A 22,102-nucleotide genomic window follows, 5' to 3' on the forward strand; every position below is an offset into this window, starting at 1 on the left:
TTCGTATTGTTGGCCTTGGATTTGGTCTACTTCTTTTGGTACAAGCATATATTGAAACGAACATTATAGTAATGTAGAGGAGTGTTCGTTTCAATGCGAGTATCAAATGTGACCGTTCGTAAAAGGCTTTTTTTTGTGTTATGTGGAGGATTGATTATCTTTTTAATTATTGCAGCTAGATTAGGGTATGTTCAATTTATTATTGGTGATGTATTATCAAAACGTGCAGAAAATTCATGGAGTCGTGATATCCCTTTTGAACCAAAAAGAGGCGAAATTCTTGACCGAAACGGCGTTGCTCTTGCTACAAATAAAAGTGCACCTTCAATAGTCGTCGTTCCTAGACAAATAAAAGATCCAGTAGAAACTACAAAAAAACTAGCCCCAATTTTAAACATTTCTGAAGATAAACTTCTAAAAATTTTAAAGAAAAGCTCGTCAAAGGAGCACATTCGAACAGAAGGCATTAAAATTACAAATGAAAAAGCAAAACAAATTCGTGATTTGCAGTTAGATGGTGTGTATATTGCCGAGGATTCCAAAAGATTTTATCCATTTGGTAATTATTTATCACATGTATTAGGATTCGCTGGAATCGATAATCAAGGATTAAACGGACTAGAGCTTTACTACGATGACCAATTAAAAGGGAAAAAGGGGAGTGTACAATACTATTCAGATGCAAAAGGGAAAAGGATGCCCAATATTGCGGATGACTATACGCCACCTATTAATGGTCTGAATTTGAAATTAACAATCGACTCACGAATTAATACAATTTTAGAACGGGAATTGAACAATGCACAAGCACAGTACAATCCTGATTCGATGATTGCAATTGCAGAGAATCCAAATACAGGTGAAATATTAGGAATGAGTAGTCGTCCAAGCTTTGATCCAGCTGAATATAGAACAGTTTCACCAGAAATATATAATCGGAATTTACCGGTTTGGTCAAATTATGAACCAGGTTCAACATTTAAAATTATTACACTTGCTGCTGCATTAAATGAAGGTTTAGTTGATTTAAATAAAGAGTCATTTAATGATGATGGAGCTGCAGAAGTAGCTGGTGCAAGATTACGTTGTTGGAAGCGTGGAGGGCATGGGCATCAATCATTTTTAGAGGTTGTGCAAAATTCTTGTAATCCAGGTTTTGTTGAATTAGGAAATCGTTTAGGTAAGGATCGGTTATTTAAGTATATACGTGATTTTGGGTTCGGTTCTAAAACGGGTATAGATCTTAAAGGAGAAGGAACAGGTATCTTATTTAATATGGACAGAGTAGGACCTGTTGAACAAGCAACAACTGCTTTTGGTCAAGGTGTTTCTGTTACACCAATTCAACAAGTAGCAGCTGTTTCCGCAGCAATCAATGGCGGTATTTTATACCAGCCTTATATCGCAAAAGAATTTGTTGATCCAGTTACAAATGAAGTAGTTAGTAGAAAAACGCCAATAGCGAAAAGAAGAGTCATTTCTTCTGAAACATCAAAGAAAGTTCGAGATGCACTTGAAAGTGTAGTTGCGCAAGGGACTGGACGAAATGCATTTGTTGAAGGATATCGTGTAGGTGGAAAAACTGGGACTGCCCAAAAGGTAAAAGATGGTAGATACCAAGAAAATAACTTTATTGTTTCTTTTATTGGTTTTGCCCCAGCAGATGATCCTCAAATTGTTGTTTATGTTGCTGTCGATAATCCGAAAGGAACAGTACAATTTGGTGGAACTGTTGCTGCACCTATTGTAGGTAATATTATTCGCGATAGTATGCATGTTTTAGGCATCCCTCCACGAAAAAATCAAATCGAAAAAGAATTAAGATGGCCTGAATCTCCTGACGTAAAAGTACCAAATTTAGTTGGTTTAGAAAAAAAAGATTTGCAACAAATGCTAGATACTTTTACTATTGAATATAGTGGTGAAGGAAATACGATTTTAGATCAGTCACCAAAAGCTGGTGTGAAATTAAAAGAAGGATCTAAAATTAGAATTTATTTAGGAAATAAAGCGGAAAATAAATTGAAAAAATGATTCGCTCAAAATAGGAAGGATTTACTATGAAATTTCATACGTTACTAACAACATTGAACCCACTTGTAACAGTTCCAACAGAAAACCCTGAAATTACATCTGTAGAGATGGACTCAAGGAAAGTAAAACCAGGTACTTTATTTATTTGTATTGACGGTTTTACGGTTGATGGTCATAACTTTGTAAAACAGGCAGTTGAAAATGGAGCAGTTGCTATTCTTGCACAAAAAGAAATTCAAACTACAGTACCTGTTGCATATGTGAAGGATACTCAAAGAGCAATGGCTGCTATTGGAAGCTGTTTTTATCAATATCCTACACATTCTCTTAATCTTGTAGGGATTACAGGGACTAATGGTAAAACCACAACATCTTATATTATTGATGAAATCCTTAAGATAAATGGTGAAAAAACAGGCGTTATTGGCACAATAGGAATGAAAATTGGAGAAGAGATATTTGAAGGAAAAAACACCACACCAGATAGCTTAACTCTTCAATCCATGTTTTCAAAAATGATCGAAGAAAATGTAACTACTGCTGTTATGGAGGTTTCTTCTCATGCACTTCATTTAGGAAGAGTGCACGGCTGTGAATATGATGTAGCCGTTTTTACAAACTTAACACAAGATCATTTGGATTATCATAAAACGATGGAAGAATATAAAAAGGCAAAAGGTCTATTATTTGCCCAACTTGGAAATTCATTTTCAAATAAAAATAAAAAGTTTGCAGTATTAAATGGTGATGATGAAGCTTCAAAAGAGTTCACTTCTAATACGCAAGCTCATGTCATAACTTACGGTTTAAATTCTAAATTTGATCTATATGCAGAAGATATTCATTTAACAAATGTAGGAACAAAATTTACGCTTCATTGTTTAAATGAATCAGTTGCTGTTGAAATGAAATTGATTGGTACGTTTAATGTGTATAATGTATTAGCTGCAATTGGAGCGGGAATAGCGCTTCAAATTCCGTTAAATACTATTATCGAAGCCATTGAATCGATGGAAGGCGTACCAGGACGTTTCCAAGCAGTAAATGCTGATCAAGATTTTACTGTGATTGTAGACTATGCACATACACCTGATAGCCTTGAAAATGTTCTACATACAGTGAAACAGCTTGCAAAAGGGAAAATCATAACAATTGTAGGCTGCGGTGGGGACCGTGATAAAACGAAAAGACCGTTGATGGGTGGCATTGCGGCGGATCTTTCAACATACGCTATTTTTACATCTGATAACCCAAGAACAGAAGATCCAATTGCTATTTTAGAAGACATGCAGGTTGGATTAACGAATGATAATATTACAGTTATTCTTGATCGGAGAGAAGCGATTAAAAATGCTGTAAATATAGCAAATAAAGATGATATTATTGTAATTGCTGGTAAAGGACATGAAAATTATCAAATAATTGGTACTGAAATTCACCATTTTGATGATGTGGAAGAAGCTAAGGAAGCAATTTTACAAAAAAGAGGATAATGTCCTCTTTTTTGTAGTGTATAAAAATAAAATGAAGATTTTTTGAATAGATTTAAAAAAAATACTTAATTTGAACTTAATTTAGTGAGAAAATATCTTATAGTCATGTTGGTTGAAATACCATACATATAGACAAAATATAACAACATGAAAGGAGGGCGTAAGATGTTTGAACAGTCAATTTTAATTGCCATGATTACCGCTTTTATTATTGCAGTCATTGTATCGCCTTTTTTTATCCCGTACTTAAGAAAACTTAAATTTGGACAGAGCATTCGAGATGAAGGTCCAAAATCCCACTTAAAGAAATCAGGAACCCCAACGATGGGTGGAATGATTATTTTGCTTGCATTAATTGTAGCAACAATTGGTATATCGTTTATATATAATGAATTCTCAAGTCGTGTGATCTTATTGCTCTTCATAACAATTTGTTTTGGAGTAATTGGATTTCTTGATGACTATATAAAGGTAGTAAAGAAAAGAAATTTAGGTTTAACATCTAAACAAAAATTTATTTGCCAAGTTATCGTATCAATTATTGTTTTTATTGGAATGAAATTTATTGGTATTTCTACAACAATAACAATTCCTTTAACTCATATTAAGTTTGATTTAGGATTCTTTTATGCCTTACTAATCGTTTTCATGCTGGTTGGTACGTCAAATGCTACAAACTTAACAGATGGTGTAGATGGTTTATTGTCTGGTACATCTGCAATTGCTTTTGGAGCATTTGCCGTTCTAGCATTTAATCAAGGGCAACTTGATATAGCAATCTTCTCAATATCAGTTGTGGGTGCTGTATTAGGTTTCTTAGTATTTAATGCCCATCCTGCTAAAGTATTTATGGGAGATACAGGATCATTAGCTTTAGGTGGTGCTCTTGCAGGCATTGCCATTCTAACAAAACTAGAAATATTACTAATAATAATTGGTGGTGTTTATGTATTGGAAACACTTTCTGTTATGATTCAAGTATTTTCTTTTAAGACAACAGGGAAACGTGTATTTAAAATGACCCCTATTCATCATCACTATGAACTATCAGGATGGTCTGAATGGCGCGTTGTTGTATCGTTTTGGTCTGTCGGTCTATTGCTAGCTTTGTTAGGAATTTATATTGAGGTGTGGATGTAAGTGAAAAACGTAGAAAATTTTCAGAACAAAAAAGTATTAGTATTAGGAACAGCAAAAAGTGGCTACGCAGCAAGTCATTTATTACATCAGCTTGGAGCAGAAGTTACTGTAAATGATAGATCACCAATTGAACAAAGTGAAATGGCGCAAAAACTTCAAAATGAAGGATTTAAAGTTGTATGTGGTGACCATCCACTTTCTCTAGTAGAAGAGGATTTATATTGTATTGTTAAAAATCCAGGAATTCCTTACACCAATCCGATTCTAATTGAAGCAATTAAACGTAACATTTCAATTTATACTGAGATTGAATTGGCTTACTTAATCAGTGAGGCACCTTTTGTAGGGATTACTGGTTCAAATGGTAAAACAACAACAACAACTCTAGCGTTTTTAATGCTTGAGGAAGGGAAGAAAAATCCTTTAATTGCTGGAAATATAGGAACTGTTGCATGTGAGGTAGCTCAAAAGGCTAATCGTGAGAATGTAATTGTAACTGAATTATCTTCTTTTCAATTAATGGGAATTGAGACTTTCTGTCCAAAGATTTCTCTTGTTACAAATATTTTTGATGCTCATTTAGATTATCACGGGTCTAGAGAAGAATATATAAAAGCAAAATCTGCTATTTTTAAGAATCAAACTGTTACTGATTTTGCAATCGTTAATTATAATGATGAAACAGTAATGGGAATGATTGCTGATTCTAAAGCTACTATCGTACCATTTTCGTCAACAGAAATAGTAGAAAATGGGGCATACGTTAAAAATAACTCAATCTTCTTTAAGGAAGAAGAAGTTATTAAACTTGAAAAAGTTGTATTACCTGGGAAACATAACTTAGAAAATATTTTAGGTGCTGTATGTATCGCAAAATTATTAAATGTAAGTAACGACGCGATCGAGCAAGTGTTAACTACATTTACAGGAGTAGAGCACCGTTTACAATATGTATGTGAGGTAAATGATCGTAAATTTTATAATGATTCAAAAGCAACAAATATATTGGCTACACAAAAAGCGATTTCTTCGTTTACGAAACCAATTATATTAATTGCTGGTGGATTAGACCGAGGAAACGATTTCGATGATTTAATTCCATATTTTAATAATGTAAAAACATTAATCACTTATGGTCAAACTTCACAAAAAATTGTTGATTCTGCTCTTAAAACAGGAATGAAAGATTATAAAACAGTCGATAATGTAGAGGAAGCTGTAAACGAAGCTTACGCTCTTTCAGAAAGTGGAGATGTAATTCTACTTTCTCCTGCATGTGCAAGTTGGGATCAATTTAAGACTTTTGAAGAACGTGGTAATAAGTTTATACAAGCTGTGCATAAATTAGTATAGGGATTTAAAAATCAGATAGAACGATAGTCTATCTGATTTTTATTTAGAGAAATGTTTTTATTTTTTAGAACAATATGCTTACATACTCAGATTTACTTATTTCTCGAATTTTTTAGATTTTCTGAGCTAATCAAGTTCATTCCGCATTTTTTATTGTCTAGCTGCAGCGTCCATCTCCTCGGTCATTTCACCTTTACAAGTTGAAGCAAAAAAGCATGCTTCACTTGTAAAGGCTCCAATGCCTGTCGGAGATAAGCAGGACGCTTCCGCATTTCTTGAGAGAGTAGAGGTGTTATTTGTGCCAACTAAAAAGAATAGTCCTGATTTGATTCTTGTACTTGTTACGCTTGGATTGTTGACGATTGGGATGATTATGGTTTATAGTGCTAGCGCAGTTTGGGCATCGTATAAGTTTCATGATTCATTCTTTTTTGCGAAAAGGCAATTATTGTTTGCTGGAGTTGGATTGGTTGGGATGGCAATTGTTTCAAACATTGATTATTGGTTTTTTCGGACACATGCCAAAAAAATCTTACTACTTTGTTTTGTATTGCTTTTATTAGTATTAGTACCAGGAGTTGGTTTAGTACGTGGAGGGGCTAGATCATGGATTGGAATTGGGGCATTTTCTATTCAACCTTCAGAATTTATGAAACTTGGAATGATGGTGTTTTTATCAAAATATTTATCTGAAAATCAAAAAAATATCATTTCTTTTAAAAAGGGACTTGTACCAACATTAGGCCTTGTTTTCTTAGCATTTGGATTAATTATGCTTCAGCCTGATTTAGGAACAGGGACAGTAATGGTAGGGACTTGTGTAATCATCATATTTGTAGCAGGTGCAAGAATTTCGCATTTCATCGGCCTAGGTTTATTTGGGGTTGCTGGATTTGTTGCCCTTATTGCTTCAGCACCTTATCGGATTAAAAGGATTACCTCGTTTTTAGATCCTTGGTCAGATCCATTAGGTACAGGTTTCCAAATCATTCAATCTCTTTATGCAATCGGACCTGGTGGCTTATTTGGCTTAGGTTTAGGACAAAGTAGACAAAAATTTATGTATTTACCAGAACCTCAAACAGATTTCATTTTTGCTATTCTTTCAGAAGAATTAGGTTTTATTGGCGGTTCATTAGTATTATTACTTTTTTCATTACTACTATGGAGAGGAATTCGGATTGCACTAGGGGCTCCAGATCTATTCGGATCTTTTCTAGCTGTAGGAATCGTTTCGATGATTGCAATTCAAGTCATGATTAACATCGGTGTAGTAATTGGTTTAATGCCTGTTACAGGGATAACACTTCCATTATTAAGTTATGGAGGATCTTCTTTAACATTGATGTTATTGGCAATAGGGGTTTTACTAAATATCAGTAAACATGCTCGTAACTAAACCTTGTTTTTGACAAGGTTTTATTTTTTTTCCTAAAATTCACATGTCTGAACTTACGTTGGATTATCTAGTTTTGTTGACTAGCTTATAGGTTATTTCGCAAATAATAAAAAGGGGTTCTACACACTTGCTTTATTTTATTGCTCCATTGTCTGTGAAAATTAAACGAGTATTCTTCCCATATCTTTTTTATACTGGGGATTTTTCTTAAGGAGTGTTGTATTTTAAAAGGTTTTATTAAAACAACTATGGATTAAAAAGTTGAATGGAACGGAAGGTGCGAGACTCCTGTGGGAGCAGCGGGACAGGTGAGACCCCGCAGGAGCGATAGCGACGAGGAGGCTCACCGCCCGCCCCACGGAAAGCGAGCAACCTGGAGTGGAAATCAACTAATCACATTGCTAAATGGTAACAACTTTTAAAAAACAGCCTTTATTATTAAAGAAACCATAAGTGAATCAATTTACATGTTATAATAATGTGTAAAATTTTTTTAAATGATTTGTGGATTTTTTAGGAGGAACAAAATGAAAATTTTAGTTAGCGGAGGCGGTACTGGAGGTCATATCTATCCAGCGCTCGCATTAATAAATGAATTAAAAAAACAAGATCCTACAGTTGAATGTTTATATGTTGGTACTGAGAGTGGCTTAGAGAAGGGGATTGTTTCTAAAAATGGCATTCCGTTTAAATCAATTGTCATTACAGGATTTAAACGTAGTATATCGATTGATAATTTTAAAACGATTTATCGCTTTTTAAAGGGTGTAACCGATAGTAAAAAAATCATTAAAGAATTTAAACCAGATGTAGTTGTAGGTACTGGAGGATACGTATGTGGTCCTGTTGTTTATGCTGCTGCAAAATTAGGTATTCCAACAGTTATTCATGAACAAAATAGTATACCTGGTTTAACAAATAAATTTTTAAATCGATATGTGACAAAAGTTGCAATCTGCTTTGAAGATGTTGCAAATTACTTTAATCAAGAGAAGATAGTTTTTACTGGAAACCCTAGAGCATCTGAAGTGATAGGTACGAATAATTCTGATGTATTAGAAAGTATTGGTCTAAAAAAAGGAAAGAAAACTGTATTAATTGTTGGGGGTTCTAGAGGAGCTCGTCCAATTCATGAAGCATTTCTTGAAAATATTGATAAAATAGGAGAAAAAACATATCAATTTATTTATGTAACTGGTGAAGTTCATTATGAATCAGTTATCGAAAAAATAAATTTAGCTGGAAATCCTGAGAATGTTGTAATTAAACCATTTTTACATAATATGCCTGAAATATTAAGAGAAGTTGATTTAGTTGTTTCTAGAGCAGGTGCTACAACCCTAGCTGAATTAACTGCTCTTGGTAAACCAAGTATATTAATTCCAAGTCCGTATGTAACAAATAATCATCAAGAGGTAAATGCACGATCATTAGAAAAAAATGGTGCAGCAATTGTTATTTTAGAAAAGGAATTTAATGGTAAAAAATTTATAAAACAATTAGAAGATGTTTTACTGTATCCGTTAAAAATAGAAGATATGCAGAAAGCGGCATTAAAAATGGGTGTACCAGATGCAGCGAAACGATTAGCTGATGTTCTTGAACAAATAAGAAAATAAACCTTGCACGAACAAGGTTATAAATAGATAAATTACTTATAAAGAAGTTTCATAAGAGAGGAGGAGATGGACCTGAGTTCATTAATTGTAAAGTTAAAAGAACTTTTACCAAATTCTTCAATATATGCAAACGAGCCACTAGCTAACCATACAACAATGAGAATAGGTGGACCTGCAGAAGTGCTTGTTATTCCAAATTCAACCCAAGACATCCAAAACACAATAGATTTTGCAATAAATGAAGGAATAAATTGGACAGTAATCGGAAGAGGATCTAATTTACTAGTTTCAGATGAGGGAATCGAAGGGATTGTCATTAAACTGAGTGATTGTTTAGACCATCTACAAGTGGAAGGATCAAAAGTGATAGTAGGTGCAGGCTATTCACTGATAAAACTTGCAACATTATTGAGTCGAAAAGGCCTTTCTGGATTAGAATTTGCAAGCGGTATTCCTGGAAGTGTTGGCGGTGCTGTGTTTATGAATGCTGGTGCACATCGTTCAGATATTTCCGAAGTCCTTAATAGAGCACATATTTTATTTGAGGACGGAAAAATTGAGTGGTTAACAAACGAAGAAATGAACTTCACATACCGGACATCAATCCTTCAAAAAAAGAGACCTGGCATTGTTCTTGAGGCAGAATTTCAATTAGTGCCTGGTAGGCGTGAAGAAGTAGTTTCAATTATGCAGAAAAATAAAGATTATCGAAAAGAAACTCAGCCCTGGAATTTTCCGTGTGCCGGTAGTGTTTTTCGTAATCCTTTACCTAATTTCGCAGGGAATTTAATTGAAAGAGCGAATTTAAAAGGCTATCAGATTGGGGGAGCAAAAGTTTCCGAAATGCACGGGAATTTTATTGTGAATGCTGGAAATGCTTCATCAAAGGATGTTTTACAGTTAATAAAATACATCCAAGATATTATTTTAGAAAAATTTAATGTTAAATTACAAACAGAGATTGAAATTATAGGTAAATTTCTCAAGAACTCTCAATAATTTACAATATATATGCTATAATTTGGATAGCGGAACGAAGTCTTTTTAGAACGGCTGAATCATGCTGTTCTATTTTTTTAACTTCATTTTGATAATTTTTCACATGTAAGGTACTTAACTGCTAGTTTGTTAAATTCTTTGGAGGAATAGAAATGCAAAAAAATAAGATTATTAACTTAGAAGACAGAGTACCTGTATTACGAGAGAAAAGAAGAAAGAGAGCAAATTTTAGACTTCTAATCTATGTAGCCATCTTTTTTGCTTTACTATTACTGGTAATTTATTTTCAAACTTCAATTAGTCATGTAGGTAAGTATGAAATTTATGGAAATGAGTTACTTTCAGATAAAGAAATCCTAAAATTAGCCGATTTAAACAAAAAGGAAAGTTTTTTTACGTTATCTTCAAAAAATGTGGAACAGAAATTAGAAAACAAGAAAATTGTTGAAAAAGCAGTTGTGAATAAGATATTTCCTAATACAATAAAGATTACAGTTAAGGAATTTCCTGTAATAGGACAAACTAAGATTGATAATGATACATATGCACTATTAGCTAACGGATATCTGACTAAAGATATTCAAAATGATAATAAATTAGATGTTCCTATTTTTACTAACTGGGAACAAGGTGATGAGTTACAAGAAATGGCTTCAGAGTTAACTAAACTACCTAATAGTATATTTCACTCTATTTCTGAAATTGTGTATTCACCAACCCAAGCAGATTCAATGCATATTACACTTTATACGAATGAAGGATATGAGGTGCTAACTTCAATAAGACAATTTGCAGATCATATGTCTAATTATCCTTCAATTATTAAGGATATTCCTCAAGGTAAAAAAGGGATTATTCATCTTGAAGTAGGTGCGTATTTTGCACCATTTGGAGATAATCAAACGAAACAATAAGATAGTAAATTTTTCCTAATCAAACAGTAATTTCGAGACTTTCCTATATTTTCATCATAGTGTAGACTTATATATGTGAAAATAATGTCCAATCTAAATTTTTTTTAAATATTTAATAAAAATTAGCTTAAAAAAAAGGGAAATAAGTAAATGTGTTGAATAATGTTCTTATAATATGAAGTATAAGAGACATTTGTTGTTCAATGAAAGACTATAACAGAAAAGGAGGTGCCATCATGAACAGCAATGAAATATATGTGAGTCTTGATGTAGGGACTTCATCGATTAAAGTAATTATTGGTGAACTAGTTAATGACACACTAAATATTATCGGTGTAGGTAATGTTAAATCTTCAGGATTAAAACGTGGATCAATTGTTGACATAGATGAAACGGTCAAATCGATAAAAAAAGCCATCGATCAAGCTGAGAGAATGGTAGGTATTCATATTGATAAAGTAATAGTCGGTGTGAGTGCAAATCAAATACAGCTAATTGGTACGAATGGTGTCGTTGCAGTTTCAAAAGAAAACAAAGAAATAAATAATGAAGACGTGCTTCGTGTAATGGAACAAGCTCAAGTGATTTCGATTCCGCCAGAAAGAGAAATTATTGATGTAGTTCCTCATGAGTACATTGTTGATGGCCTCTCTGAAGTAAAAGATCCAAGAGGTATGATAGGTGTTCGATTGGAGATGGAGGGAACTCTGATCACTGGTTCTAGAACACTTGTACATAATATTTTACGATGTGTTGAACGAGCTGGACTGGAAGTAACAGATATCTGTTTACAACCTATGGCTGCTAGTTCAATCGCTCTATCTCAAGATGAAAAAAACTTGGGAGTTGTTCTTGTTGATATTGGTGGCGGGTCAACAACAATAGCAGTTTTTAGAGAAGGTGTTTTAACTGCTACTTCAGTTCTACCTGTAGGTGGAGAACACGTAACAAAAGATTTATCAATCGGTTTAAAGACTTCAACAGAAGATGCAGAAAAAATTAAAGTTAAATTTGGTCATGCGTTTTACGATAGTGCATTGACAGATGAGGTTCTGAGTGTTCCAATTATGGGAAGCGATCAGCACCAACAATATAGTCAAAAAGAAGTTGCAGATATTATCGAAGCCAGACTAGAAGAAATTTTTGATATGATACAAAATGAATTAGTACGAATGAGGGGCACAAATTTACCAGGCGGATTTGTTTTAACTGGTGGAACTGTTTCAATGACAGGTGTGCTAGAATTAGCTCAAAGGGTGTTTAAAAATAATGTTCGAATCGCAACTCCTGATTACATTGGGGTACGTGAACCTCAATATACTTCAGGTGTGGGATTAATCAAATATGCTTTTTATAAATCAAAAATGCGTGGGAAAAAACTTGGCTCGAATTTAACGGTTGAAGCGACAGAACGCAAACCCGTAGTAGTTCCTAATTCAAATTCTAAACCAAAACCAAAGCAGCAAGAAGAAGAACGTGTAATGAGTAAAGTGAAAAGCATTTTTAAATATTTATGGGATTAAATTTGAGACGAATTTGAAATAGTAGGAGGTTCAATAATGTTAGATTTTGATACAAACTTAGATGCATTAGCAAAAATAAAAGTTATTGGCGTAGGTGGCGGCGGTAATAACGCAGTAAACCGTATGATCGAGCACGGTGTTCAAGGGGTAGATTTTATTGCAGTAAATACTGATGCACAGGCTCTAAATCTATCTAAAGCAGAAATTAAAATGCAAATTGGTGGTAAGCTTACTCGTGGATTAGGTGCAGGTGCAAATCCAGAGGTAGGTAAAAAAGCTGCTGAAGAAAGCAAAGAACAATTACAAGAAGCTCTAAAGGGCGCTGATATGGTATTCGTTACTGCAGGTATGGGTGGCGGAACTGGTACAGGTGCGGCTCCGGTAATTGCTCAAGTTGCGAAAGAACTTGGTGCTTTAACAGTAGGTGTTGTAACAAGACCGTTTACATTTGAAGGTAGAAAACGTTCTACACAAGCTGCAACTGGTATTGCAGCAATGAAAGAAAGTGTTGATACATTAATCGTTATTCCAAATGATCGCTTATTAGAAATTGTTGATCGTAATACACCAATGCTTGAAGCATTCCGTGAAGCTGATAACGTGCTTCGACAAGGGGTTCAAGGTATCTCAGACTTAATCGCTGTACCTGGTTTGATTAACCTTGACTTTGCTGACGTAAAAACAATTATGTCTAACAAAGGTTCTGCGTTAATGGGAATTGGCGTAGCCTCTGGTGAAAGCCGTGCTGCTGAAGCAGCCAAGAAAGCTATTTCAAGTCCATTACTTGAAACATCTATTAATGGTGCACAAGGTGTACTTATGAATATCACTGGTGGAACGAATTTAAGTCTTTATGAGGTACAAGAAGCGGCTGATATCGTTTCAACTGCTTGTGATGCTGAAGTAAACATGATTTTTGGTTCAGTGATTAATGAAAGCTTAAAAGATGAAATTATTGTCACTGTAATCGCAACAGGTTTTGAAGGGGTTCCTGCTATTTCTCCAAAACCATTAGTTAGACCGTCTGTGTCATCTTCTTCATCTTCGGCTCCAATTAAACGTGAACAAGTAGTAACACGTGAAGAAGTACCGGTTGTTGAACCAACTAAAAACGTTACGAACTTAGATGATTTAGATATTCCAGCTTTTTTAAGAAATCGTAAAAAAAGATAATTAATTAAAAGTAAGAAACCAAGAAGGTGGATCTTTTGAAACCTTTTTGGTTTTTTTGCTGTATTCATAAACTATGTCTTATTAAATGTGATGTTAGTCGATTTCCGCTCCAGGAGGCTCACTTTCCTTGGGGCGTGCGGTGAGCCTCCTCGTCGCTATCGCTCCTGCGGGGTCTCACCTGTCCCGCTGCTCCCACAGGAGTCTCGCACCTTCCGCTCCAATCAACTTTATTGTTCTATTAAAAACAACAATCTTTTAAAAAATATCCTTTTTATTTAATGTAATGATAGTTTACTCCTAGTTATTTAAACTACGCTTATTAAAGCTGAATAAGTTACTTACTCATTTCAAGGTGTCTAGCTCCAACTCCTAGCCACTTTGTCACTTCACCACTGACTGTTAAAGCAAAAAGCGTGTTTCTAGTCAGTGACTCCAGTGCTTGTCAGGGCTAAGTGGGGAGTTTCCGCTTTTCGTTTTGTCTAGCTACAGCGCCTACCTCCTCGGCCATTTCACAAAAAACAAGTGAAGGGGAAAAGCTCCCTTCTCTTGTTTTTTGCTCCAATGTCCGTCGGAGGTGATCAAGGCGCTTCCACATTTCGTTATGTCTAGCTTCATGAACTAGCTCTTCGGTCGTTTCGCAAATACAAAGTGAAGGGAAAAAGCGCCCTTCTCTTTGTATTTACTCCAACGCATGTCAGAGCTAAGCGAGTTCATTCCGCATTTCAGTATTTGTCGAAAAAGAATTTAGTACCTCCTACTATATTTGACACATTTCTTATAGTTATTCATTTATACTTTAGTAAATTGAAACTTTAATCAGTAAGGTCAATCTTACTTGTTTAGTAGTTTAAAAGGGAAGGCGAGAGTATTGGTCATTTATGGGGACCTAATTTTTCTATTAAGCTTACTAATGGATTTTCTTATTCTCCAATTAACTAGTTTGATATTAAAAAAGAGAAGCTCTATAACTCGTTCTTTTCTTGGTGCACTTGTTGGATCAATTGTAGTACTATTAGCGTTTACTCCATATTCATATGTCTTTGCTTCACCTTTTATGAAGATTCTATTATCCTTTGTCATTGTATTTGTTGCGTTTGGAAGACAACGGATGGCAGTATTTTTGCAGTTATTGAGTGCTTTTTATTTTTCAACCTTCATACTTGGTGGCGCTATTTTTGCCCTACATTATTTATTCTCTACACAGGATTTATTTTCTACAAAAGAGTTTTTTAAAACCAAAAACTTTTTTGGTGATCCAATAAGTTGGATATTCGAATTATTTTTGATTCCACCAGTAGTTTATTATTCACGTAAATCTACACAAAGTATCGCATTTACAAATTGGAAACTAAATGAGCTATATGATATAGAAATTAAGTGGAGAAAGGTAGTCATTTGTGTAAAAGGGTTAATGGATAGTGGAAATTCCTTAGTTGAACCTCTGACTAGGAAACCAGTAATCATATTAGATGTATCTGAACAAGACTATAATTTACCATCAGAGTTAGTAAACTTAGTACGGCAAAATCAATTTAATATGCAAGATGAGGATGTAATAAATAAATTAAGTTTCTTTCAGGCAACATTTGTTCCTTATAAGAGTATTGGTCAATCGAACCAATTTATAGTAGCCGTTAAGCCCGCATCAGTACGTATTAAAATAAAAGGCAAATGGTATCAATCAAGTTCAGTTTTAATCGGTTTAAGTCATGTAACCCTTTCATCTGATGGAATATTTAACTGCATCTTGCATCCCAAAATGATGGAAGGGAAAATAGTCGATACTGCTTAATTGGAGGAGAGAAGAGAAATGAAATTATTTTTATTTAAATTAAAAATTCGTTTTCTAAAGCTTTTAGTTAAGCTAGGTCTAAAACAAGATGAAGTATATTACATTGGAGGAAGCGAAGCGTTACCTCCTCCATTAACCCGAGAAGAAGAAGAAAAACTGTTAACAAAGTTACCAAATGGTGACCCTGCTGCACGTTCAATGTTAATTGAAAGAAATTTAAGGCTTGTTGTGTACATAGCACGGAAATTTGAGAATACAGGGATAAATATAGAGGATTTAATTAGTATAGGTACGATTGGATTAATAAAAGCTGTAAATACATTTAATCCTGAAAAGAAAATAAAACTAGCAACCTATGCCTCACGTTGTATCGAGAATGAAATTTTAATGCATTTAAGACGAAATAATAAGAATCGTTCAGAAGTATCTTTTGATGAACCACTAAATATTGATTGGGATGGAAATGAATTATTATTATCTGACGTATTAGGTACAGAAGATGATATTATTACAAAAGACTTAGAAGCAAACGTTAACAAAACATTATTAACAAAAGCGTTAGATCAATTAAATGATCGAGAAAAGCAAATTATGGAATTACGATTTGGACTAGATGGTACTGAAGAAAAGACGCAAAAAGATGTAGCAGACCTATTAGGCATTTCCCAATCATATATTTCTAGATTAGAAAAAAGAATTATTAAACGTTTACGAAAAGAATTTAATAAAATGGTATAGGCAGTGGCTCTTTCAAAGTTTTGAAAGAGCTTTTTTATTAGCTTTAATAATTTGTAGTTCGATCAAGTGGATGAAAATGTTAAATTTCAAAAGGGCAATTTGATAAAATAATTATTCAAACTTTTCCAAAACAAATTATTTATTAAAGTATTTGTATCGAATGGAGTGGGAAAATGAATATTAGAGGTATTAATCATTTATTATTTTCAGTATCTGACTTAGAAAAGTCGATTCAATTTTATGAAAAGGTTTTTGGGGCGAAACTTTTAGTAAAAGGTAGAAGTACAGCATATTTCGATCTAAATGGACTGTGGCTCGCGCTCAATCTAGAAGAAGATATTCCTAGAAACGAAATTCACCAATCATATACTCACATAGCTTTTACGATAGATGAACATGACTTTGATGATACATATGAGAGATTAGAAAAAATGAATGTAATGATTCTATCTGGACGGCCAAGACATGAGAAGGATAAAAAGTCGATTTATTTTACAGATCCTGACGGACATATATTTGAATTTCATACAGGTAGTCTAGAAGATCGATTAAATTATTATAGACAAGAAAAAGATCATATGGAATTTTTTTGATAAATTTTTGGGTAAATATCTGTCAAAGCTGAGCACTAGAGTTATTTCTAGATTAAGCTACTACTGACTCGAGGGTTTTGCGAGAGGAAAAGGCGAATCCGCTTTTCAGCCTGTCTAGTTCCAGCGCCTAGCTCTTCGGTCGTTTCGCAAATACAAAGTGAAGGGGGAAAGCACCCTTCTCTTTGTATTTACTCCAACGCCTTTCAGAGCTAACCAAGTCGCTTCCACTTTTCTATATTGTCCAGCTCCGTGAGCTAGCTCTTCGGTCGTTTCACAATAACTAAGTGAAGGGAAAACCACCCTTCCCATAGTTACTGCTCCAACGCCTGTCAGAGCTAAGCGAGCTCACTCCACATTTCTATAATGTCTAGCTCCTTCGCCTACCTCCTCGGTCATTTCGCAATAACCAATTGAAGTGAAAACCACACTTCATTTGGTTATTACTCCAATGCCTGTCGGAGGTGATCAAGGCGAATCCACTTTTCTTTTCAGAATGTTTAATTTGATTAAACAACATATAAAATTTCATCATTTTGTGTTAGTGCATAATTTTTCCTCTGACGGAGATACTTATCTTTAGTATAGCAACTCCAAATTAGGAGGGAACAACATGACACGAAACAAAGTAGAGATATGTGGAGTAGATACATCAAAACTACCGGTATTAAAAAATGATGAAATGAGAAAATTGTTCCATGCAATGCAAAATGGTGATCCAGACGCACGTGAGACGATTGTTAATGGAAATTTACGTCTTGTGCTAAGTGTTATTCAACGTTTCAACAATCGTGGTGAATTTGTAGATGATTTATTTCAAGTAGGCTGTATTGGACTTATGAAATCGATTGATAATTTTGATCTTGGTCAAAATGTGAAATTTTCGACTTATGCTGTACCAATGATTATTGGAGAAATTAGAAGGTATTTGCGTGACAATAACCCTATTCGCGTGTCTCGCTCTTTAAGAGATATTGCATATAAAGCTTTACAAGTCAGAGAACGTCTATTAGCTGAAAATTCAAAGGAACCAACTCCAGTTCAAATAGCTGAAGTACTTGGAGTCACACATGAAGAAATTGTGTTTGCTCTTGATGCAATTCAAGACCCGGTATCATTATTTGAACCAATTTATAATGATGGTGGAGATCCAATATTTGTCATGGATCAAATTAGTGACGATCGAAATAAGGACGAGCAATGGGTAGAAGAATTTGCTCTAAGAGAAGGTATGAAGCGGTTAAATGATCGTGAAAAAATGATTATTAGTAAACGTTTTTTCCAAGGGAAAACACAAATGGAAGTTGCAGATGAAATTGGAATTTCTCAAGCTCAAGTTTCTCGTTTAGAAAAATCAGCTATACGTCAAATGAATAAAAATATTCAAGGCTAATTTATTATTTACACAACCCTACTTAAAACAAGTGGGGTTTTATTTTTGGTGCTTTTTTAAAGAATTGTTGCTTTTAGGTTTTGTAACTTAAAGACAGAAGTTGATTGGAACGGAAGGGTGAAGGGCTTCTGTGGGAGATGCGGGAAGGCTGAGACCCCACAGGAGCGTATGCGACGAGGAGGCTCAGCTCACGCCCCTAGGAAAGCGAGCATCCTGGAGTGGAAATCAACTTACACATACTGTATTAGCAAAAAATTTACGGAAACTCCAAATAAAAAATACAAGTCATGCCATTAAAGGGATACAACATATAGTTGTATAGAGGAAGGTGAACAATGATGGCACGAATATCTGACTTTCAAGTTAAGGATGTTGTGAATGTAGCTGATGGGAAAAAGTTAGGGAATATTATTGATTTAGAAATTGATCAAACAAATGGAAATATAATATCTGTCATTTTAACAAAACCAACTAAAGGCCTAAACTTTTTTAGTAAGGAGGAGGAAATAGCTATTCCTTGGAGCGAGATTGTAAAAATAGGTGAAGATGTTATCTTAGTTAGATATAAAATGAATGTAGAAATTGACGAAAAATCAACAACTTCATTGAAATTTTGATAACTATGTAAAAAGCTCCTGTCAAAATTAATTAAAAACATGTAAACTATGGTAATATAGAGAGAGGTATATTTATTTTTTGGCTCTGTTTGAAATGAATTATCATTTATAAAAGTTTAACAGAGCCATTCTATAAAATAGAAATTGATTCTTGCAGGAGAGGAAAGAGAAAATGACAGATTGTTTTGTTCAAACAAGCGACCTTACGTTTGTTATTCAACCTTGGATCAACTCGTTTGAGAATTTGGTTGCTGGATTTACTACGAATAATAATGGAGTCAGTCAAGGTTATTTTTCTTCTTTAAATGTAGGATTACATGTAAATGATTCCCAAGCTGATGTGGTTAAAAATCGTGAACTTGTTGCAGAGACTGTAGGTTTTCCATTACAGAATTGGGTATGTAGTGAGCAAATTCATAGCAATAAAGTTGAAAAGGTAGAAGTCAATGACTTAGGTAAAGGAACAATTGATTATGAATCGTGTATAAAAGGTACTGATGGAATATATACAACTGAGAAGGGTGTACTATTAACATCGTTTTATGCCGACTGTGTTCCGTTATTTTTCATCTGTCCAGAACCAGGTCTAGTGGGGTTAGCTCATGCTGGTTGGAAGGGAACAACTCTTAATATTGGCTCAGAATTAATCACCGAGTGGGTTGAAAATGAAAAAGCTAAACTCGATTCAATTCAAGTTGTAATTGGCCCTTCTATTGGTAACTGTTGCTATGAAGTAGACGAACATGTTTATAAAAAAATCAATGAGGCTTTCAATTCTAGTATTCCTAAAAATGTTGTAACGAAAAAAGAAAATGGTCGTTTCCAGTTAGATTTAAAGGAAGCAAATCGCCAACTTCTTATAAATAGAGGAATCAAAGAATCGAATATAAAGGTAACAACCTATTGTACAAGCTGTCATCCAAATCTCTTTTTTTCACACAGAAGAGACAATGGACAAACGGGGCGTATGATGAGTTTCATTGGCTGGAGGAAGTAACTTCATGAGTATTAAAGAAAATCATAAAAGAATAAAAGATAATATTGAAAATGCAATTAGACGTTCAAACAGAGAAAATGATGTAACACTTATTGCAGTAACAAAACAAGTTGACGTTGATACTGCTCAGGAAATAAAGAATGAAGGTATTATTCATCTTGGTGAAAATCGTTTTGAAAGTTTATTTAATAAACAAGATGAAATTCAAGGAGTAAATTGGCATTTTATTGGGTCACTTCAAACACGTAAGGTGAAAGAGGTAATTAATCGAATTGATTATTTGCATTCACTTGATCGTTTGTCTCTAGCTGAAGAAATTCAAAAACGAGCTGAAAATCCAATTAAATGCTTTGTGCAAGTAAATGTATCGGGTGAGGAATCCAAGCATGGATTAAACCCTGATGCAGTTATTGGTTTTATTAGAAGTATATCTGAATTGGATAAAATTCAGGTTATTGGTCTAATGACAATGGCTCCATTTACTGAGGATGAACAAATCATTCGTGCTAGCTTTAATGGTTTAAAAAAGCTTCAACAAGAAATTAAAAATTTACATATTTTAAATGCGCCTTGTACTGAGTTATCAATGGGTATGTCCAATGATTACGAGATTGCAATTGAAGAAGGTGCTACTTTTATTCGAATAGGAACATCTTTAGTTCAGAAAGGATAGTGTTATAATGAGTTTAATTGGGAAGGTAAAAAATTTCTTTGCATTTGATGATGAGTATGAAGAGGAAGATTATGAAACTCATCCTAAACAACAGAAAGAAGAGAATCATGAACACCAATCTTATCAAGAACGAGAATCTTATCAAGAGCAAGAATCTTATCAAGAGCGCCCAGCATCAAAACAGAAATTAGTTAGTATTTCAGGAGGAGCTTCGTTGAGTTCAAAAGTTGTATTAGTTCAACCACGTGATTTTGCTGAAGCGCAAGTTGTAGCAGATCACTTAAGATCAAAAAGAGCTGTTGTAATTAATTTACAGCAAATGCAAATAGATCAAGCAAAACGATTTGTTGATTTTTTAAGTGGAACAGTTTATGCCATTACTGGGGATATTAAAAAGGTAGGAACAAATACGTTTATTTGTACTCCTGATAATGTAGATATTTCAGGAACAATCTCTGAATTATTTGAGGAAGAACAATCTGCTAAAAGGTGGTAAGCTCAAATGATATTGTTTCAAATATTGTCAGATGCATTAGTAGCATATCAAACGATTATTATTATTAATATAATATTGTCATGGTTTCCTTCTGTACGTGATACAGGGTTTGGAAGATTTATTAATGCAATTTCAGAACCTTACTTAGAGCCATTTCGTCGAATCATACCAACAATTGGAATGTTTGATTTCTCACCAATTGTAGCAATTTTTGCTTTGCAATTTGCTCAATATGGATTGTTCAGTTTAGCAAGATATTTAATGTGAATGGACTGTCCCTTAGTGTGTTGCACTAAAAATCGGGACAGTCTTCTTTTATTAACAATATTATTTAGGAGTAAAACAAAATGAGTATTTACGATCATTTTAGAAAAGAAGAGAGAGTATTTGTTGATCAAATTCTAAAATGGAAAGAAGAAGCTTCAGAGCGTTATTCCGTAAAATTAACAGATTTCCTTGATGAAAGAGAACAATTTATTCTTCAAAATATTATTGGTCATCAAGATGAAGTAAAGGTAAAGTTTTTTGGAGGTACAGAAAGCGCTGAAAGAAAACGTGCAATTATTTACCGAGAGTTTATGGAACCAAATGAAGAAGACTTCGAATTAAGTTATTATGAAATACATTATGAATCAAAGTTTCATTCACTCTCTCATCGTGATGTACTTGGCTCAATGATGTCTTTAGGGATGAAGAGAACAAAGTTTGGTGACATTTTAAATAATGAAGACCGTATTCAAATTATTTTAATGAAAGAAATTGAATCTTTTGTAGAAATAAACTTTAATTCTATTCGGAATGCACCGATTAAATTAGAGAAGATTAATTCATTCCAATTAATGGAGATAAAAGATAACTGGACACAATTAAGTGGTACTGTTTCTTCATTACGAATTGATTCATTAATTAGTGAATTTTATAATCTTTCAAGACAAAAAGCACAAATGCTTGTGAAAGCTGGATTAGTTAAAGTAAATCAAAAAATAATTGATTCTACATCCTTTCAGTGTGCAGAAGGAGATGTTTTTTCGGTAAGAGGTTTTGGACGATCAAAATTACTGTCCATTGATGGAAAGTCTAAGAAAGAAAAATGGCGCATTATCTATGGTACACAAAAATAATCGATTTATTTGAAGGAAAATAGAAAAACCTGTCGAAA

General features: G+C 33.9%; 19 protein-coding genes and 1 pseudogene. All 20 read left to right on the forward strand.

What is annotated here, in order from left to right; translation table 11 throughout:
- Positions 1–93 precede the first annotated feature (93 nt).
- The 20 genes and pseudogenes from J5Y03_RS06355 to J5Y03_RS06450 all read left to right on the forward strand — a co-directional run bounded on the left by J5Y03_RS06355 (position 94) and on the right by J5Y03_RS06450 (position 22,064).
- A complete protein-coding gene (locus J5Y03_RS06355; RefSeq protein WP_209403698.1) occupies positions 94–2,034 on the forward strand; it encodes a stage V sporulation protein D in 1,941 nt (646 codons plus the stop codon).
- 26 nt (positions 2,035–2,060) lie between these two features.
- Positions 2,061–3,527 carry a UDP-N-acetylmuramoyl-L-alanyl-D-glutamate--2,6-diaminopimelate ligase gene (locus J5Y03_RS06360; RefSeq protein WP_209403700.1) on the forward strand — a complete coding sequence of 489 codons (1,467 nt, stop codon included), beginning with the start codon at positions 2,061–2,063 and terminating at the stop codon, positions 3,525–3,527.
- Between the two features lie 165 nt (positions 3,528–3,692).
- Complete coding sequence (mraY, locus tag J5Y03_RS06365; protein WP_209403702.1) at positions 3,693–4,667, forward strand: phospho-N-acetylmuramoyl-pentapeptide-transferase; 975 nt, start codon at positions 3,693–3,695, stop codon at positions 4,665–4,667.
- Entirely contained in the window at positions 4,668–6,020 is a 1,353-nt protein-coding gene (gene murD, locus J5Y03_RS06370; RefSeq protein ID WP_209403704.1) for a UDP-N-acetylmuramoyl-L-alanine--D-glutamate ligase, read from the forward strand. It abuts the gene before it with no gap.
- A 298-nt stretch (positions 6,021–6,318) separates the two neighbouring features.
- Positions 6,319–7,419, forward strand: a complete 1,101-nt coding sequence (spoVE, locus tag J5Y03_RS06375) for a stage V sporulation protein E (protein ID WP_209403706.1) — start codon at positions 6,319–6,321, stop codon at positions 7,417–7,419.
- Positions 7,420–7,946: 527 nt separating this feature from the next.
- Positions 7,947–9,038 (forward strand): undecaprenyldiphospho-muramoylpentapeptide beta-N-acetylglucosaminyltransferase, encoded by a 1,092-nt coding sequence (gene murG, locus J5Y03_RS06380; RefSeq protein ID WP_209403708.1) that lies wholly within the window; start codon positions 7,947–7,949, stop codon positions 9,036–9,038.
- Positions 9,039–9,110: 72 nt separating this feature from the next.
- Complete coding sequence (gene murB, locus J5Y03_RS06385) at positions 9,111–10,037, forward strand: UDP-N-acetylmuramate dehydrogenase (protein WP_407648409.1); 927 nt, start codon at positions 9,111–9,113, stop codon at positions 10,035–10,037.
- A gap of 152 nt (positions 10,038–10,189) precedes the next feature.
- Positions 10,190–10,951 (forward strand): cell division protein FtsQ/DivIB, encoded by a 762-nt coding sequence (locus tag J5Y03_RS06390; RefSeq protein ID WP_209403712.1) that lies wholly within the window; start codon positions 10,190–10,192, stop codon positions 10,949–10,951.
- Positions 10,952–11,187: 236 nt separating this feature from the next.
- A pseudogene (gene ftsA, locus J5Y03_RS06395) lies at positions 11,188–12,331 on the forward strand (cell division protein FtsA); the annotation flags it as partial.
- A 179-nt stretch (positions 12,332–12,510) separates the two neighbouring features.
- The gene (ftsZ, locus tag J5Y03_RS06400; RefSeq protein ID WP_209403716.1) at positions 12,511–13,647 is read left to right on the forward strand and encodes a cell division protein FtsZ; all 1,137 of its coding nucleotides are present in this window, start codon (positions 12,511–12,513) and stop codon (positions 13,645–13,647) included.
- Between the two features lie 868 nt (positions 13,648–14,515).
- Positions 14,516–15,439: a sigma-E processing peptidase SpoIIGA gene (gene spoIIGA, locus J5Y03_RS06405; protein ID WP_209403718.1), complete on the forward strand. Its 924-nt coding sequence runs from the start codon at positions 14,516–14,518 to the stop codon at positions 15,437–15,439.
- An 18-nt stretch (positions 15,440–15,457) separates the two neighbouring features.
- Complete coding sequence (gene sigE / locus J5Y03_RS06410) at positions 15,458–16,177, forward strand: RNA polymerase sporulation sigma factor SigE (RefSeq protein ID WP_209403720.1); 720 nt, start codon at positions 15,458–15,460, stop codon at positions 16,175–16,177.
- Between the two features lie 173 nt (positions 16,178–16,350).
- Positions 16,351–16,770, forward strand: a complete 420-nt coding sequence (gene fosM, locus J5Y03_RS06415; RefSeq protein WP_209403722.1) for a FosM family fosfomycin resistance protein — start codon at positions 16,351–16,353, stop codon at positions 16,768–16,770.
- 610 nt (positions 16,771–17,380) lie between these two features.
- Entirely contained in the window at positions 17,381–18,160 is a 780-nt protein-coding gene (sigG, locus tag J5Y03_RS06420; RefSeq protein ID WP_209403724.1) for an RNA polymerase sporulation sigma factor SigG, read from the forward strand.
- 338 nt (positions 18,161–18,498) lie between these two features.
- Positions 18,499–18,777: a YlmC/YmxH family sporulation protein gene (locus tag J5Y03_RS06425; RefSeq protein ID WP_209403726.1), complete on the forward strand. Its 279-nt coding sequence runs from the start codon at positions 18,499–18,501 to the stop codon at positions 18,775–18,777.
- Between the two features lie 172 nt (positions 18,778–18,949).
- A complete protein-coding gene (pgeF, locus tag J5Y03_RS06430) occupies positions 18,950–19,774 on the forward strand; it encodes a peptidoglycan editing factor PgeF (protein WP_209403728.1) in 825 nt (274 codons plus the stop codon).
- Between the two features lie 4 nt (positions 19,775–19,778).
- A complete protein-coding gene (locus J5Y03_RS06435; RefSeq protein ID WP_209403730.1) occupies positions 19,779–20,447 on the forward strand; it encodes a YggS family pyridoxal phosphate-dependent enzyme in 669 nt (222 codons plus the stop codon).
- Positions 20,448–20,454: 7 nt separating this feature from the next.
- A complete protein-coding gene (locus tag J5Y03_RS06440; protein ID WP_209403732.1) occupies positions 20,455–20,943 on the forward strand; it encodes a cell division protein SepF in 489 nt (162 codons plus the stop codon).
- A gap of 6 nt (positions 20,944–20,949) precedes the next feature.
- On the forward strand, positions 20,950–21,210 hold the full coding sequence (locus J5Y03_RS06445) for a YggT family protein (protein ID WP_209403734.1): 261 nt from the start codon (positions 20,950–20,952) through the stop codon (positions 21,208–21,210).
- An 80-nt stretch (positions 21,211–21,290) separates the two neighbouring features.
- A complete protein-coding gene (locus J5Y03_RS06450) occupies positions 21,291–22,064 on the forward strand; it encodes a YlmH family RNA-binding protein (protein ID WP_209403736.1) in 774 nt (257 codons plus the stop codon).
- Positions 22,065–22,102: the final 38 nt, after the last annotated feature.

Source organism: Gottfriedia endophytica (assembly GCF_017814275.1).
In the GTDB taxonomy this organism is placed as follows: Bacteria; Bacillota; Bacilli; order Bacillales; family Bacillaceae_G; genus Gottfriedia; species Gottfriedia endophytica.